A 14,966-nucleotide genomic window follows, 5' to 3' on the forward strand; every position below is an offset into this window, starting at 1 on the left:
CCCGACTGAAGCCAAAGAGAAGGAATCAAGCCATGACTATCAAAGCCATCAACGTTCGCAACCAGTTCAAAGGCACCGTGAAAGAAATCCTCGAAGGCCCGGTACTGTCGGAAATCGACGTGCAGACCGCCTCCGGCGTTGTCACCTCGGTGATCACCACCCGCTCCGTGCGTGAGCTGGAGCTGCAGGTGGGCAGTGAAGTGATTGCCTTTGTGAAGTCGACAGAAGTGTCCATCGCCAAGCTGTGATTCTGGTGTTGAAGGGGGCTGCTCTGCAGCCCTTCGCGGGCAAGCCCGCTCCTACAAGAGATCGAATTTCCATCAGGAGATCGAATCCCATGTGGGAGCGGGCTTGTCCCGCGAAGGGCCGCACAGCGGCCCCAACGATTTCAACCCAAACGCTTAGCCAGAAACGGCGGCAAATAAAGCCCCAGATACGCCTCGAACACCCGCTTGCCTTCCTCAGCCATACGCGCCGTGATCTGTTCATGCAACTGCACCGACCGCGCATACACCCGGTCGCTCAGCTCCATGGCCAGGGCAAACACATCCACATCCGCAGGCATCACCGGCAAGTGAAAATGCTGGTCGAACAGCTTGTACATCAGGTCGCCCAGCTCCATGTCGTGCTGCCGGTCGGCTTGCACCACTTCGCTCAGGCCATGCTGCGCCAGGATCAACTGACGCGCCGCGGCATCCTCGTTGTAGATGTCCAGCATGCGTTGCTCGATCAACCGTGACAGTTCATGCCAGGTCGTCAGCGTACTGCTGTCGATCGGTGCACTCAGCGCCTCGCGAAACGCCCGGTGCACGTCGGCGGTCAACGCCTCCAGCAGGGCTGGGACGCTGGCGAAGAAGTGGTACACCGACGAAGGGGGGATCTGCGCCCGCTCGGCCACGCTGTAGATCGACAACCCCGCCACCCCCAGCTCGGCAAGCAGCTCGCGCGCGGCCGCCAGGATCGTCTCGATCCTGGCCTGGCTGCTGGCGCGCGGCTTGCGCGGGGAGGCGGTGCGGCTCATCAGTTGCTGATCGCCAGGATGCTGGCCTGGTAGGCGCCGACGAACAGGTCGAAGTCGCCGACTTCGGTCTGCTCAAGCTCGGCCTGTTTGGCCAGCGACTCGCGGGCGAGCGTTTCGAAGGCCTGCTGGCGTTCGCTGCTGAGCGGTTGCTCGCGGAAGCGCTCGGCGTGAACGCGGCTCTGGCGCAGCGAGAACTGGACAAAACTTTCGTCATGTTCGGTCATGCGTGCCAGGACTTGGGCCGATGGAGTCAGCGAGGCGTCGTCGACCTTGGCCTGTTGCTCCTGCAGGGCGTTGGCATGTGCGTCGCCGCCGTGGGCGCGGTCGAGCAGCTCGGCCAGTTGGCCAATGCGAGTGATCAACTCGGTAGCCCAGGTTTTCAGCGCGATGGCCTGACCATCACGGTGCAGTTCCAAGCCTGGGCGACGGCCTTCCTTGACCACGGTCAGGAAGTTGCTGGTGCACTGGCCACACTCGCCGTTGTCCAGTTGCGGGCTTTCTTCAAGCGCGCAGAACAGCAGGAAGGCATCGAGGAAACGCGCTTCGGTCAGGTCGATCCCGACCGGCAGGAACGGGTTGATGTCCAGGCAGCGCACTTCGACGTACTGCACGCCACGGGACGTCAGCGCCTGGATCGGCCGCTCGCCGGTGTAGGTGACACGCTTGGGGCGGATGTTCGAGTAGTACTCGTTCTCGATTTGCAGGATGTTGGTGTTCAACTGCACCCACTCGCCATCCACGTGCGTACCGACTTCAACGTAGGGCGGGTAGGGCGTGCCCACCGCCTTGCGCAGGCTGTCGGTGTAGCTGGCCAGGTTGTTGTAGCAAGGCGTGAGGCCGGCCTGGGCGTTGCTCTGGTAGCCCAGGTCGCTCATGCGCAGGCTGGTGGCATAGGGCAGGAACAACGTTTCGGCATCCAGTTCTTCGAGCTGGTGCGGGCGGCCACGCAGGAAGCCTTTGTCCAGGGTCGGCGAAGCGCCGAACAGGTACATCAAAAGCCAGCTGTAGCGGCGGAAGTTGCGGATCAGCGCGATGTAGGCCGACGACTGATAATCGCGCGCCTCTTCTGCACTGCCTTCGCTTGCGCGTAGCAAGGGCCACAACGCTTCAGGCAGCGAGAAGTTGTAATGGATACCGGCGATGCACTGCATGGTGCGGCCATAGCGCAGGGCCAGGCCTTTGCGGTACACGTGCTTGAGCTTGCCGATGTTCGAGCTGCCGTATTCGGCAATCGGGATGTCTTCCTCGGCCGGCAACGCGCAGGGCATCGACGGGCTCCACAGGTATTCGCTACCCAGCTTGGTGTAGACGAAGCGGTGGATCTCGTCGAGGTTCTCGAGCACCTGGGCCGGGTCCGCCAGGGCCGGGGTGATGAACTCCAGCAGCGACTCGGAATAATCGGTGGTGATCTGCTCGTTGGTCAGCGCCGAACCCAAGGCCTCAGGGTGCGGGGTCTGGGCCAGGCGACCTTCATCGGTCACGCGCAGGCATTCTCGCTCAATACCGTGCAGGCACTGCTTGAGCAGGGGGAGATTTGCGCCGAGCAGGCTCAGGCGGCGGTTGAGGAGTTCGCTCAAGATGTATTCCTTCACGCGTCAGTCGCCCCAATATGGGGGTAGAGATAACGGTCTACAAGGGTAGGAAGAAAGGAACTGGCGTTGTCGCCTGGTTTACGCGGTTCCGGCACCGAATTGTGGGGCCGCTTTGCGCCCCATCGCCGGCAAGCCGGCTCCCACAGAAGGTCAGCGGGGACCTTGTGGGAGCCGGCTTGCCGGCGATGCGGCACGAAGTGGCACCAAGTTGCTGCTGAAAATACCGCAGATACAGCTTGGTGAGCTAGAGAACCGCGAAGGTTCCTTGCGCTTTGGCCACCAGTTTGTCGCCTTGAACTACGTCGGCGTCGACCACCAGCGTGCGCCGCCCGGCGTGCAGCACACGGGCCGTGCACAGCACCTCGCCATCACTGACCGCGCGCATGTAGTTGATCTTGCATTCAATGGTCACGCTCTGCTGGTCGAAACCATGGCTGGCCGAGCAGGCCAGGCCCATGGCGATGTCCACCAGGCTGAAGATCGCCCCACCGTGCAGTTTCTGGCCACGGTTGCGCAGTTGCGGCTCAAGCGCCAGGGCCACTTCGGCAACGCCTGTGTCCAGGCGTTGCAGGCGGCAGCCAAGCAGTTGGCTGAAGGCGCTTTCGACGTATTCGCGCGGGACGTCCATCACTTCTTCTTCAGCTGCTTGGCGTTGGCGAACAACGACGCCATGGCATTGTTGGCCGGGGCGGCAGTGGCAGTTTCACGCTGGCGCGGGGCCTGCTGCTGGCGATTGCCGCCGTTGCCACGGCCGCCGCCACGGTTGCCTTCGACCTTCTCGCCCGGGGTATCGCCCATGCGCATGGACAGCCCGACACGTTTGCGCGGGATGTCCACTTCCATGACCTTGACCTTGACCACGTCGCCGGCCTTGACCGCTTCACGCGGGTCTTTGATGAACTTCTCGGACAATGCCGAGATGTGCACCAGGCCGTCCTGGTGCACGCCGATGTCGACGAAAGCACCGAAGTTGGTGACGTTGGTGACCACGCCTTCGAGGATCATGCCAGGCTCCAGGTCCTTGAGGTCTTCGACGCCGTCCTGGAAGGTGGCGGTCTTGAACTCAGGGCGTGGGTCGCGGCCGGGTTTGTCCAGCTCTTGCAGGATGTCGGTAACGGTCGGCAGGCCGAAGGACTCGTCGGTGAACTGCTTCGGGTCCAGGCGCTTGAGGAAGCTGCTGTCGCCGATCAGCGAGCGGATGTCGCGGTCGGTGCCAGCGGCGATGCGTTGCACCAGCGGGTAGGCCTCAGGGTGCACGGCGGAGGCGTCCAGCGGGTTGTCGCCGTTCATCACACGCAGGAAGCCGGCGGCTTGTTCGAAGGTTTTTTCACCGAGGCGGCTGACCTTTTTCAGCGCTGCGCGGGTCGCGAACGGGCCGTTGGCATCGCGGTGGGCGACGATGTTCTGTGCCAGCGTGGCGTTAAGGCCGGAGATACGGGTCAGCAGCGCCACCGAGGCCGTGTTCACGTCCACGCCCACGGCGTTCACGCAGTCCTCGACCACGGCGTCCAGGCCACGCGCCAGCTTCAGCTGGGACACGTCGTGCTGGTACTGGCCGACACCGATGGATTTCGGGTCGATCTTCACCAGCTCTGCCAGTGGGTCCTGCAGGCGACGGGCAATCGACACAGCGCCGCGGATCGATACGTCCAGGTCCGGGAACTCGCGGGCGGCCAGTTCCGATGCCGAGTACACCGACGCACCGGCCTCGGAGACCATGATCTTGGTGATTTTCAGGGCTGGGTATTTTTTGACCAGCTCGGCCACCAGCTTGTCGCTTTCGCGGCTGGCGGTGCCGTTGCCGATGGCGATCAGTTCCACCGCGTGCTTGGCGCACAGTGCGGCCATGATGGAAATGGTGCGGTCCCAGTCGTTTTTCGGCGCGTGCGGGTAGACCGTCGTGTAGTCCAGCAGTTTGCCGGTGGCGTCGACCACGGCGATCTTGCAACCGGTGCGCAGGCCTGGGTCGAAGCCCAAGGTGGCGCGCGGGCCGGCCGGGGCGGCCAGCAGCAGGTCGTGCAGGTTGTGGGCGAACACGTTGATCGCCTCGCTTTCTGCGTTGTCGCGCAGTTCGCCGAACAGGTCGGTTTCCAGGTGGGTGTACAGCTTGACCTTCCAGGTCCAGCGCACCACCTCGCCCAGCCACTTGTCGGCCGGCCGGCTGCGGTTTTCAACGCCGACGTGGTTGCCGATCATCACTTCGCACGGGTGCAGGGTGCCTGGCAGTTCTTCACCGACTTTGAGCGAGGCGCTCAGGATGCCTTCGTTGCGCCCGCGGAAAATCGCCAGGGCACGGTGCGACGGGGCGTTGCGCAGCAGTTCGTCATGGGCGAAGTAGTCGCGGAATTTGGCGCCTTCTTCTTCCTTGCCAGCCACCACGCGGGCGCTGAGCACCGACTCCTGCTTGAGGAAGTTGCGCAGCTTGTCGAGCAGGGCGGCGTCTTCGGCGAAGCGCTCCATGAGGATGTATTTCGCGCCTTCCAGCGCCGCCTTGACATCGGCCACGCCCTTTTCGGCGTCGACGAAGCGGGCCGCTTCGGTTTCCGGGGTCAGCTGCGGGTCGTTGAACAAACCGTCGGCCAGCTCGCCGAGGCCGGCTTCCAGGGCGATCTGGCCCTTGGTGCGGCGCTTTTGCTTGTACGGCAGGTAAAGGTCTTCGAGGCGGGTCTTGGTGTCGGCCAGCTTGATCTCGCGGGCCAGTTCCGGGGTCAGCTTGCCCTGTTCCTCAATGCTGGACAGGATGCTGGCGCGGCGCTCGTCAAGTTCGCGCAGGTAGCGCAGGCGCTCTTCCAGGTGGCGCAGTTGGGTGTCGTCCAGGCTGCCGGTCACTTCCTTGCGGTAACGGGCGATGAAGGGCACGGTCGAGCCTTCGTCCAACAGGCCCACGGCCGCTTCGACCTGTTGTGGGCGTACGCCCAGTTCCTCGGCGATACGGCTGTTGATGCTGTCCATGTAAACCACCTGACAATTGTGAATACGGGGGCCGCGCGCGGGTTTGCAGCCCGACGGCACTGGATGAAAGCCGCGCATTATACCCATCGTGACCGGCTTGCGGTGATGGCGCCAAGCCAGCCTGAACGGCCCGGAACTGGCGCCGGGGGAAAAATCTGCTAACAATGCTCACGGCACGCGTTGCAACGGCTACGCCATAATGCGCGGCGATACCAGAGGAGTAATTCATGACCGGCACTGCAAACACCGCTGAAGGTGACAAGATTCTCATCGTCGACGACGATCCGGGGCTGAGCAGCCTGCTGGAGCGTTTCTTCACCAGCAAGGGCTACCGTGCCCGCGCGGTGCCCAACACCGAACAGATGGACCGCCTGCTCTCGCGGGAGGTGTTCAACCTGGTGGTGCTCGACCTGATGCTGCCGGGCGAAGATGGCCTGTCCGCCTGCAAGCGCCTGCGCCAGTCGAACAACCAGATCCCGATCATCATGCTCACCGCCAAAGGCGACGAGCTCAGCCGCATCAAAGGGCTGGAGCTGGGCGCTGACGACTACCTGGGCAAACCCTTCAACCCGGACGAACTGATGGCCCGGGTCAAGGCCGTGCTGCGCCGCCAGGCGCCGAGCGTCCCGGGTGCCCCGGGCAGCGAGGACGAATCGGTCACCTTCGGTGATTACGAGCTGTCGCTGGCCACCCGCGAGCTTAAACGCGGCGACGAAGTGCACATGCTCACCACCGGTGAGTTCGCCGTGCTCAAGGCGCTGGTCATGCATGCGCGTGAACCGCTGACCCGCGACAAACTGATGAACCTGGCCCGTGGCCGCGAGTGGGATGCCCTGGAGCGTTCCATCGACGTGCAGATCTCGCGCCTGCGCCGCATGATCGAGCCCGACCCGTCCAAGCCACGGTATATCCAGACGGTCTGGGGCGTAGGGTACGTCTTCGTGCCGGACGGAAACGCCGGCAAATGATGCCGCGTCGTCCATGAGAACGCCGTTGTGGTTCCCGCAAAGTTTCTTCGCCCGCACGCTGTGGCTGGTGCTGATCGTCGTCCTGTTTTCCAAGGCGCTGACCCTCGTTTACCTGTTGATGAACGAGGATGTGCTGGTCGACCGTCAGTACAGCCACGGTGTTGCATTGACCTTGCGCGCCTATTGGGCTGCCGATGAAGAGAACCGTGACAAGATCGCCGAAGCCGCAGGCCTGATCCGGGTGACCGGCTCGGGTGTGCCGGAAGGCGAGCAGCACTGGCCTTATAGCGAGATCTACCAGCGCCAGATGCAGGCCGAACTGGGCGAAGACACCGAAGTACGCCTGCGCATCCATGCGCCACCGGCGTTGTGGGTCAATGCGCCGAGCCTCGGCCCTGGCTGGCTCAAAGTGCCGCTGTACCCGCACCCGCTGCGGGGGCAGAAGATCTGGAACGTGCTTGGCTGGTTCCTGGCCATCGGCCTGTTGTCCACCGCCTCTGCCTGGATTTTCGTGCGCCAGCTGAACCAGCCGCTCAAGCGCCTGGTGTTTGCCGCCCGGCAACTGGGCCAGGGGCGCAGCGTGCGCTTGCCAATCAGCGATACGCCCAGTGAGATGACCGAGGTGTACCGCGCGTTCAACCAGATGGCTGAGGATGTCGAGCAGGCCGGGCGTGAACGCGAGTTGATGCTGGCAGGGGTTTCCCACGACTTGCGTACACCGCTGACGCGGCTGCGCCTGTCGCTTTCGCTGCTGGACAGTGACAACGAGCTTAGCGATGACATGGTCCGCGATATCGAGGACATGGACGCGATTCTGGACCAGTTCCTGGCGTTCATTCGCGATGGCCGTGACGAGCCGGTGGAAGAGGTCGACCTGGCCGACCTGGTGCGCGAAGTGGTGGCCCCGTACAACCAGCCCGAAGAACGTGTACGGCTGTGCCTGGAGCCGATTCCGCCGTTCCCGCTGCGTCGGGTTTCGCTCAAGCGCATGCTGGGCAACTTGATCGGCAACGCCCTGCACCATGCCGGCAAGGGCGTGGAAGTGGCGGCCTATGTGTCCGGCGACGAGAGCGCGCCTTACGTGGTGCTCAGCGTGCTGGACCGGGGGACGGGGATCGACGAGTCGGAGCTGGAGACGATCTTCAACCCGTTCATTCGCGGTGACCGTGCCCGTGGTGGCAAGGGCACCGGGTTGGGCCTGGCGATCGTCAAGCGCATCGCGGCCCAGCATGGCGGGAATGTCGAGTTGCGCAACCGGTCGGGTGGCGGGATCGAGGCGCGGGTCAGGTTGCCGTTGGGGCTTTTGCTGCCGCGTAATGCGGTGTGATTGTCGGGGCCGCTTTGCGGCCCATTCGCAGCACAAGGCTGCTCCTACAAGGAAACGCGTAACCCCTGTAGGAGCAGCCTTGTGCTGCGAATGGGCTGCAAAGCAGCCCCAACATTTCAGCCCTTACCCTTGGTCCGAGTCTGATTCGGCCCGCCATTCTTCTCCAGGTGCTCGATGATCATCCCGGCCACGTTCTTCCCGGTGGTGACTTCAATCCCTTCCAACCCCGGCGACGAATTCACCTCCATCACCAACGGCCCATGGTTGGAGCGCAGGATATCCACCCCCGCCACGCTCAGCCCCATCACCTTGGCCGCACGAATGGCGGTAATCCGCTCTTCTGGCGTGATCTTGATCAGGCTGGCCACCCCACCCCGATGCAAGTTGGAGCGAAACTCGCCGGGCTTGGCCTGACGCTTCATCGAAGCAATCACCTTGTCACCCACCACAAAGCAGCGAATGTCGGCCCCGCCGGCCTCCTTGATGTATTCCTGCACCATGATGTTCTGCTTCAGGCCCATGAACGCTTCGATCACCGACTCTGCAGCTTGAGTTGTTTCGCACAGCACCACGCCAATGCCCTGAGTACCTTCCAGCACCTTGATCACCAGGGGCGCGCCGTTGACCATCTGGATCAGGTCCGGGATGTCGTCAGGTGAGTGGGCGAAACCGGTGATCGGCAGGCCGATGCCACGGCGCGACAGCAACTGCAACGAGCGCAGCTTGTCACGCGAGCGGGCGATGGCCACCGACTCGTTGAGCGGGTAGACGCCCATCATCTCGAACTGGCGCAGCACCGCGCAGCCATAGAACGTCACCGAGGCACCGATGCGCGGGATCACCGCATCGAAGCCTTCCAGTGGCTTGCCGCGGTAGTGGATCTGCGGCTTGTGGCTGGCGATGTTCATGTAGGCCCGCAGGGTATCGATCACCACCATTTCGTGGCCACGCTGGGTACCGGCTTCGACCAGGCGGCGGGTGGAATACAGACGCGGATTGCGCGACAGCACAGCGATCTTCATGCAGCACCTGTGACAGGGGAAAGGGTGGCCGGAAAGGCCGGTTTGTCTTGTACGTACTTCAGGCCAGGGTTGACCACCAAGTGGCCGTGAATAAGTGCCTTGGAACCCAGCAGCAGGCGGTAGCGCATCTCTTTGCGACAGGCCAGGGTGAACTCGACTTCCCACACGCTATCGCCCAGTGCCAGCGATGTGCGAATCACATAGCGGGTCTGGGCGTGGCCATTGGAGCTCTTGATGGTCTTCATGGTCACCAGTGGCGCTTCGCAACGGCGGTGGCGCAACTGCACCACCGAACCCAGGTGCGCAGTAAATCGGACCCACGGTTGGCCGTCACGTTCGAACTGTTCCACCTCGGTGGCGTGCAGGCTGGACGTACTGGCGCCGGTATCGATCTTGGCGCGCAGCCCGGCGACGCCAAGGTCGGGCAGGGCTACCCACTCGCGCAGGCCGATCACAGTCAAATGGTCAAATGTCTTCACGAAGCGCACCCAGGGGATAAGGTGGTGAACTGTAAGCACGGCGTGGACTTTTTGCATCCGCAAGATACGGTAGTACAGTTCGATTAAAGACAGAATTCGAGGTAACGGGATGGCACACAAGGCGGAAGAAGACGACAAGGTTCGCCTGGACAAATGGCTATGGGCGGCGCGGTTCTACAAGACTCGTGCGCTGGCCAAGGCGGCCATCGAAAGTGGCAAGGTGCATTGCCGGGGCGAACGCTGCAAGCCGGGCAAGGAACCGAGGGTAGGGGATGAGTTTGTCCTGCGCACCGGGTTTGACGAGCGCACAGTGGTGGTCAAGGCGCTGTCGGTGGTCAGGCGCGGGGCGCCCGAAGCGCAGGCGCTGTATGCAGAAACCGAAGAGAGTGTGCGCCGCCGCGAACAGGCTGCCGAAATGCGCAAAGCCGGGGCGATGGGTGTGACCACCGATGGCCGGCCAAACAAGAAGCAGCGGCGACAGATTCACCAACTGCACGGTAGCTTTGAATAGCTAGGCCCCTAAGGCTGCGCGATCGAGGTAGGAGCTGGCTTGCCTGCGAATGGGCCGCAAAGCGGCCCCCCGCTGTTAGCGAACCACCGCCAATCTACCGACCAACGGTAACCTGCCTGCCAAGGCAAACAACGGCGCGGTCCAGCGCATCAACGCCGCACTGCCTTTGGCCGCCAGAGGCGTATAGCAACTCCACCCCAACGCCAGCACCGCCATCAGCAACCCGCCGATGTAGTCGTCCTGGCCCCAATGGGCGCCCGCCACCAAGCGTGGCAGCATGAACACCAGCGCCAGCCCCCAGACCACCAGGTAGTGCACCAGGCGACGGCTGAACACGCTCATGAACAACGCCCAGACCAGCAGCACCGAGGCGTGATCGCCTGGGAAACTCTTGCTGGAGCGGTCCTTGAGTTCCCAGGCCGCTTCCAGGTTCGGGTAATAGTCACTGAGGTGCACGACGTCATCGAAGATCATCGACGGGCTCTTGTGTTGCCACCCTGCAGCATCCACCCACTTGGAAAACAGCGCGCGAATCACCACTAATAGGATCAGGGTCACCAGAAAGCCGAAAAACGCCTCACGCACCTGGCAGGCTTTGAACACCCAGTTGCCACGGATCAGCACCGCCAGAAGGATCAGCCCGACCACGATGTCGAACGGGCGCAGGCTGCCCAGGGTCCAGATGTAGCGCCAGGTGGTGTTGTCAGCCAGCGGCGCATTGAGGCTGTGGAACAGCCACTCGTCGAAAGTCAGGCACAGGATCTGGCCAAAAGGCCATAACCAGAAACACAGTAGAGCGATGGGCAGCAGTGTGCAGGCTGCCAAGGGCCCGAAGGACCACCTTGCTTGGAACAGTGGTCGATTGTCCATAAGATACCTCTATTGCCAACAGGAATCGGAGCGCCTTGTGAGCGCTCTGCCACGGGCTTCGCAGTATTTCGAAACGCCGTGTAACCATTTTGTCATCATTTTCAGATAGCCAGAACCTATGAGCGAATTGCCGGATACTGATTTCACCCAACGTTTCCTCTTCGACGACCGCGATATCCGCGGTGAGTGGGTAGGGCTCGACCGCAGCTATGCCGAAGTGCTGGCGCGTCACCCGTACCCCCAACCCGTAGCCGCGCTGCTCGGCGAATTGATGGCCGCCACCGCATTGCTGGTGGGTGCCCTGAAGTTCGACGGCCTGCTGATCCTGCAGGCACGTTCCCAGGGGCCGATCCCGCTGCTGATGGTGGAATGCTCGGGCGAGCGCGAAATCCGCGGCGTGGCCCGTTACGAAGCCGATCAGATTCCTGCCGACGCGACCTTGGCGCAGCTGATGCCCGACGGCCATCTGACGCTGACCATCGACCCTGTCAACGGCCAGCGCTACCAGGGGACCGTTGACCTGGACGGTGCCAACCTGTCGGAGTGCTTCACCAATTACTTCGTTCAGTCGCAACAGCTCAACACCCGTTTCTGGCTCGATGCCAAAGATGGCAAGGCCCGCGGCCTGCTGTTGCAGCAATTGCCACGTGATCGCCAGCCGGACGACGAAGAGCGCGAGGACAGCTGGCAGCACGTTGTAGCCCTGGCCAAGACACTCAAGCCTGAAGAGTGGCAAGAAGACAACGAAACCTTGCTGCACCGTCTGTACCACGAAGACGCCGTGCGCCTGTTTGACATCGAACCCCTGCGCTTCCACTGCAGCTGCTCGCGCGAGCGCTCCGGCAATGCGCTGGTCAGCCTCGGCGAGCACGACGCCAAGCAGTTGGTCGAGGAGTGTGGTGGCAAGGTGGAGATCGATTGCCAGTTCTGCAACGAGCGCTATTTCTTCGATGCAAGCGATGTGGCGCAACTGTTTGCGGGTGGCGGCACGGACACGGCCTCAGAAACTCGCCACTGAAACGATTAATTGCAGGGAAATCTCCTGTCTAATTGCGCAAAAGCGCGGTTACGACAGGAGGGGCCTACTTTTTTTGGGCTTTTCTGGCATAATCCGGCCACTTTTTTCGCTGTAGTAGTTTTTTACAGACAACTACAAAACGTTTGGAGCACTCGGCCTCGGGCCGGATGGGGTATCTCATGACGCAAGCCAACAACACCGTGTACACCGACCTGAGCGTCGATGAGCTGGTAAAAGAAGCGCTGCAACGCGGTGAAGGCGTACTAGCCGATACCGGCGCACTGGTCGTTGAGACTGGGCACCGTACTGGCCGTTCGCCGGCTGACCGTTTCATCGTCGAAGAACCTTCCACCCAGGATGCCATTTCCTGGGGCCCGATCAACCGCAAGTTCCCGGCCGACAAGTTCGATGCCCTGTGGGACCGCGTCGAGGCGTTCAACAACGCCCAGGATCACTTCGTTTCCTACGTTCACGTAGGCGCCGCTGCCGAGCACTACCTGCCGGTGAAGATGACCACCCAGACTGCTTGGCAGAACCTGTTCGGCCGTTGCCTGTTCATCAACCCTGAACAGTACAACCCGGCTGGCCGTGACCAGTGGCAAGTGCTCAACGTTGCCAACTTCGTGTGCGAGCCTGAGCGTGACGGCACCAACTCCGACGGCTGCGTGATCATCAACTTCGCCGCGAAGAAGGTGCTGATCGCTGGCATGCGTTACGCCGGTGAAATGAAGAAAGCCATGTTCTCGGTGCAGAACTTCCTGCTGCCGGCCGCTGACGTGCTGCCAATGCACTGCGCTGCCAACATCGGCGAAGAAGGCGATGTGACCCTGTTCTTCGGCCTGTCCGGCACCGGCAAGACCACCCTGTCGGCCGACGAAAGCCGTTACCTGATCGGTGACGACGAGCACGGTTGGGGCGAAGGCGTTGTCTTCAACATGGAAGGCGGCTGCTACGCCAAGTGCATCGACCTGTCCGAGAAGAACGAGCCGGTCATCTGGAAAGCCATCAAGCATGGCGCAGTGCTGGAAAACGTCGTACTCGACGCCAACAAGCACGCCGACTACACCGATGTCAGCCTGACCCAGAACAGCCGTGCGGCCTACCCGCTGGAGCACGTTGCCAAGCGTTCCGAAGCGAACCTGGGTGGCGAGCCTAACGCGGTCATCTTCCTGACCTGCGACCTGACTGGCGTTCTGCCTCCGGTTTCGATCCTGAACAACGAACAGGCTGCTTACCACTTCCTGTCCGGTTACACCGCGCTGGTTGGTTCCACCGAAATGGGTTCGGGCGGCGGCATCAAGTCGACCTTCTCCACCTGCTTCGGCGCGCCGTTCTTCCCGCGCCCGGCTGGCGAGTACGCCGAGCTGCTGATCAAGCGCATCAACGGCTTCAACTCCAAGGTTTACCTGGTCAACACCGGCTGGACCGGCGGTGGCTACGGCGTTGGCAAGCGTTTCAGCATTCCGACCACCCGTGCTGTGATCGCTGCGATCCAGAGCGGTGCACTGGTAGGCGCCGAAACCGAGCACTTGGACATCATCAACCTGGACGTGCCAAAAGCCGTTCCGGGCGTCGACACCGAGCTGCTCAACCCGCGCACCAACTGGGCTGACAAAGCCGCTTACGATGAAGCGGCCAAAGGCCTGGCCAAGCTGTTCATCGAAAACTTCAAGAAATTCGAAGTTTCCGACGCGATCAAGGCTGCTGGCCCACAGCTGTAAGCTGCCGCCAGTTGCAACGAGGAAGCCGCCCTTAGGGGCGGCTTTTTTTTTAGTTTGTTTTGATCATGCGTCTTGGCTCGGAGGTGTTCGCCACAGCATCTTTAGCGCCCATGAGAACGAGCGCCGCCCGCGCGGCGCTTCGCAGCACAAGGCTGCTCCTACATCTGTTTCGGGCCAGTAACGCCTGTACCAACGCGCGCGACCGCCTTGTTTGTTCCACACGATATCGAGGTGGGCGCCAAAAGGGCTGCGCGCCTCTGCCTCAGGATGCATTGGCCCGAAACAAATGTAGGAGCAGCCTTGTGCTGCGAAGCGCCGCGCGGGCGGCGCTCGATTTGCGCACCACCTCAGAACTCAAGACAAGCACCTGGCAGCCTTCACCCCATCTCTCGGCCAGCAAATACACAACACGTCCGTAATTTCTGTTTCACTGATAGCATTCATTGCGACCTCGCGAGACAGACAAATGACTGAAGCCCCACAGCGCAGCGCATTCACCCACTTCCACCCCATCCTCACCCGCCCGCAAGACAACGACCACAACGGCCATATCGCCGGTACCACCGTGCATGGCTTCTTCGAAACCGCCATTCAGGCGTTTCTGGTGGAGCAGGCCGAATTCGACCTGCGCGAAGGTGCGCTGGCGGCGTTCGTGGTCAGTTCGGCGGCAGACTTCTTCGCCCTGCCGGGCTTTCCGGATGTGCTTGAGGTGGGGCTGGGCGTGACGCGCCTGGCGGGCAGTACCGTGGAGTACCGGTTGGCCCTGTATCGCCCGGGTGAAGTAGACGCCTGTGCGGCGGGGACGGTGGTGCAGGTGTTCATCGAGCGGGCAAGCGGCCGGCCTGTGCCGTTGCCAGAGGCGCTGCAGGTAGTGCTCGTTGGCCTTCAGCTCGGGCAACAGGCATAAAAAAGCCCCGCCGGTGCGGGCGGGGCTTTTGTTGCCAGGGCTGGGCCCTCAGGCATTAGTCGCGCCAGTGGCGCTTGTGCTTGCGGTGGCCGTAATGGTGGCCACGGTCGTAGTGACGGCGGTCGTCATAGCTGCGACGGTAGCGACGATCGTCATGGCGCTCGTCGTCGTCGGCCTTGTTACCCATGTAGTTACCCAGCGCGCCACCGGCACCACCGCCGGCTGCTGCACCAATGTAGCTACCGGTGGTACCGCCCACGGAGCGACCGACCACGTTACCGCCTGCAGCGCCCAGTGCGCCACCAATGGCGGCTTCGCCACGCTGACGTTTGTCGGCACCCAGTGCGCCGCCGGCGGCGCCGCCCAGGCCGGCACCAATCGCGCCGCCTGTGCTACCACCGATGGAGTTGCCCACGACGGAGCCGAGTACCCCACCCAATGCGCCGCCAATGCCGGCCTCGGTATTGCCACCGGCCATGGCAACGCCGCTGAGCAAGCTGAAAGACAACAACAGAATCGAGGAGTACTTCTTCATCAAGAGAGCCTCATAGGGATGACGAGGCGAATTTGAGGCTATG

The 14,966-nt window shown here is 62.4% G+C and carries 15 protein-coding genes; 7 read left to right on the forward strand and 8 right to left on the reverse strand.

Annotated elements, in window-relative coordinates; genetic code table 11:
• Positions 1-32: 32 nt before the first annotated feature.
• Positions 33-248, forward strand: coding sequence for a TOBE domain-containing protein (locus HU750_RS19415; RefSeq protein WP_027595183.1), 216 nt, complete (start codon positions 33-35; stop codon positions 246-248).
• A 140-nt stretch (positions 249-388) separates the two neighbouring features.
• On the opposite strand, the gene HU750_RS19420 is transcribed toward HU750_RS19415, so the two are convergent.
• The 4 genes from HU750_RS19420 to HU750_RS19435 all read right to left on the reverse strand — a co-directional run bounded on the left by HU750_RS19420 (position 389) and on the right by HU750_RS19435 (position 5,565).
• Positions 389-1,021 carry a TetR/AcrR family transcriptional regulator gene (locus HU750_RS19420; RefSeq protein ID WP_186681857.1) on the reverse strand — a complete coding sequence of 211 codons (633 nt, stop codon included), beginning with the start codon at positions 1,019-1,021 and terminating at the stop codon, positions 389-391.
• The gene (gene gshA / locus HU750_RS19425; protein ID WP_189662628.1) at positions 1,021-2,598 is read right to left on the reverse strand and encodes a glutamate--cysteine ligase; all 1,578 of its coding nucleotides are present in this window, start codon (positions 2,596-2,598) and stop codon (positions 1,021-1,023) included. Before gshA ends, HU750_RS19420 begins: the two co-directional genes overlap by 1 nt.
• A gap of 259 nt (positions 2,599-2,857) precedes the next feature.
• Positions 2,858-3,241 carry a PaaI family thioesterase gene (locus HU750_RS19430; protein ID WP_050580765.1) on the reverse strand — a complete coding sequence of 128 codons (384 nt, stop codon included), beginning with the start codon at positions 3,239-3,241 and terminating at the stop codon, positions 2,858-2,860.
• A complete protein-coding gene (locus HU750_RS19435; RefSeq protein ID WP_186681861.1) occupies positions 3,241-5,565 on the reverse strand; it encodes a Tex family protein in 2,325 nt (774 codons plus the stop codon). The genes HU750_RS19430 and HU750_RS19435 overlap by 1 nt, the downstream gene beginning before the upstream one ends.
• A gap of 227 nt (positions 5,566-5,792) precedes the next feature.
• On the opposite strand from HU750_RS19435, the gene ompR reads away from it, so the two are divergent.
• Together ompR and HU750_RS19445 are read left to right on the forward strand one after the other, a co-directional pair.
• Positions 5,793-6,533, forward strand: a complete 741-nt coding sequence (gene ompR, locus HU750_RS19440; protein WP_027595187.1) for an osmolarity response regulator transcription factor OmpR — start codon at positions 5,793-5,795, stop codon at positions 6,531-6,533.
• 13 nt (positions 6,534-6,546) lie between these two features.
• Positions 6,547-7,860 (forward strand): ATP-binding protein, encoded by a 1,314-nt coding sequence (locus HU750_RS19445; protein ID WP_027595188.1) that lies wholly within the window; start codon positions 6,547-6,549, stop codon positions 7,858-7,860.
• Between the two features lie 116 nt (positions 7,861-7,976).
• Here HU750_RS19445 and rimK read toward each other — a convergent pair whose 3' ends face one another.
• Together rimK and rimB are read right to left on the reverse strand one after the other, a co-directional pair.
• Complete coding sequence (rimK, locus tag HU750_RS19450; protein ID WP_012316721.1) at positions 7,977-8,882, reverse strand: 30S ribosomal protein S6--L-glutamate ligase; 906 nt, start codon at positions 8,880-8,882, stop codon at positions 7,977-7,979.
• A complete protein-coding gene (rimB, locus tag HU750_RS19455) occupies positions 8,879-9,361 on the reverse strand; it encodes a retropepsin-like aspartic endopeptidase RimB (protein WP_027595189.1) in 483 nt (160 codons plus the stop codon). Before rimB ends, rimK begins: the two co-directional genes overlap by 4 nt.
• A gap of 109 nt (positions 9,362-9,470) precedes the next feature.
• On the opposite strand from rimB, the gene hslR reads away from it, so the two are divergent.
• Positions 9,471-9,872: an Hsp15 family ribosome-associated heat shock protein gene (gene hslR / locus HU750_RS19460; RefSeq protein WP_099428071.1), complete on the forward strand. Its 402-nt coding sequence runs from the start codon at positions 9,471-9,473 to the stop codon at positions 9,870-9,872.
• 75 nt (positions 9,873-9,947) lie between these two features.
• On the opposite strand, the gene HU750_RS19465 is transcribed toward hslR, so the two are convergent.
• Positions 9,948-10,742, reverse strand: coding sequence for a phosphatase PAP2 family protein (locus HU750_RS19465; protein ID WP_186681863.1), 795 nt, complete (start codon positions 10,740-10,742; stop codon positions 9,948-9,950).
• A 118-nt stretch (positions 10,743-10,860) separates the two neighbouring features.
• Between HU750_RS19465 and hslO the strand changes: the two genes are divergently transcribed.
• From hslO to HU750_RS19480, 3 genes are all read left to right on the forward strand, one after another.
• Entirely contained in the window at positions 10,861-11,760 is a 900-nt protein-coding gene (gene hslO / locus HU750_RS19470) for an Hsp33 family molecular chaperone HslO (protein ID WP_027595192.1), read from the forward strand.
• A gap of 179 nt (positions 11,761-11,939) precedes the next feature.
• On the forward strand, positions 11,940-13,481 hold the full coding sequence (locus tag HU750_RS19475) for a phosphoenolpyruvate carboxykinase (RefSeq protein WP_085273865.1): 1,542 nt from the start codon (positions 11,940-11,942) through the stop codon (positions 13,479-13,481).
• A gap of 466 nt (positions 13,482-13,947) precedes the next feature.
• A complete protein-coding gene (locus HU750_RS19480; protein WP_186681865.1) occupies positions 13,948-14,388 on the forward strand; it encodes an acyl-CoA thioesterase in 441 nt (146 codons plus the stop codon).
• Positions 14,389-14,443: 55 nt separating this feature from the next.
• On the opposite strand, the gene HU750_RS19485 is transcribed toward HU750_RS19480, so the two are convergent.
• Entirely contained in the window at positions 14,444-14,923 is a 480-nt protein-coding gene (locus HU750_RS19485) for a glycine zipper domain-containing protein (protein WP_099428074.1), read from the reverse strand.
• Positions 14,924-14,966 lie beyond the last annotated feature (43 nt).

Source organism: Pseudomonas sp. SWRI50 (genome assembly GCF_014269095.1).
Taxonomy (GTDB): Bacteria; Pseudomonadota; Gammaproteobacteria; order Pseudomonadales; family Pseudomonadaceae; genus Aquipseudomonas; species Aquipseudomonas kermanshahensis.

What these genes read in the sequence shown, in the direction of transcription:
- HU750_RS19415 (WP_027595183.1), top strand. Translation starts at nt 33, where the DNA reads ATGACTATCAAAGCCATCAACGTTCGCAACCAGTTCAAAGGCACCGTG.
- HU750_RS19420 (WP_186681857.1), bottom strand. Translation starts at nt 1,021, where the DNA reads ATGAGCCGCACCGCCTCCCCGCGCAAGCCGCGCGCCAGCAGCCAGGCC.
- HU750_RS19430 (WP_050580765.1), bottom strand. Translation starts at nt 3,241, where the DNA reads ATGGACGTCCCGCGCGAATACGTCGAAAGCGCCTTCAGCCAACTGCTT.
- HU750_RS19435 (WP_186681861.1), bottom strand. Translation starts at nt 5,565, where the DNA reads ATGGACAGCATCAACAGCCGTATCGCCGAGGAACTGGGCGTACGCCCA.
- ompR (WP_027595187.1), top strand. Translation starts at nt 5,793, where the DNA reads ATGACCGGCACTGCAAACACCGCTGAAGGTGACAAGATTCTCATCGTC.
- HU750_RS19445 (WP_027595188.1), top strand. Translation starts at nt 6,547, where the DNA reads ATGAGAACGCCGTTGTGGTTCCCGCAAAGTTTCTTCGCCCGCACGCTG.
- rimK (WP_012316721.1), bottom strand. Translation starts at nt 8,882, where the DNA reads ATGAAGATCGCTGTGCTGTCGCGCAATCCGCGTCTGTATTCCACCCGC.
- hslR (WP_099428071.1), top strand. Translation starts at nt 9,471, where the DNA reads ATGGCACACAAGGCGGAAGAAGACGACAAGGTTCGCCTGGACAAATGG.
- HU750_RS19465 (WP_186681863.1), bottom strand. Translation starts at nt 10,742, where the DNA reads ATGGACAATCGACCACTGTTCCAAGCAAGGTGGTCCTTCGGGCCCTTG.
- hslO (WP_027595192.1), top strand. Translation starts at nt 10,861, where the DNA reads ATGAGCGAATTGCCGGATACTGATTTCACCCAACGTTTCCTCTTCGAC.
- HU750_RS19475 (WP_085273865.1), top strand. Translation starts at nt 11,940, where the DNA reads ATGACGCAAGCCAACAACACCGTGTACACCGACCTGAGCGTCGATGAG.
- HU750_RS19480 (WP_186681865.1), top strand. Translation starts at nt 13,948, where the DNA reads ATGACTGAAGCCCCACAGCGCAGCGCATTCACCCACTTCCACCCCATC.
- HU750_RS19485 (WP_099428074.1), bottom strand. Translation starts at nt 14,923, where the DNA reads ATGAAGAAGTACTCCTCGATTCTGTTGTTGTCTTTCAGCTTGCTCAGC.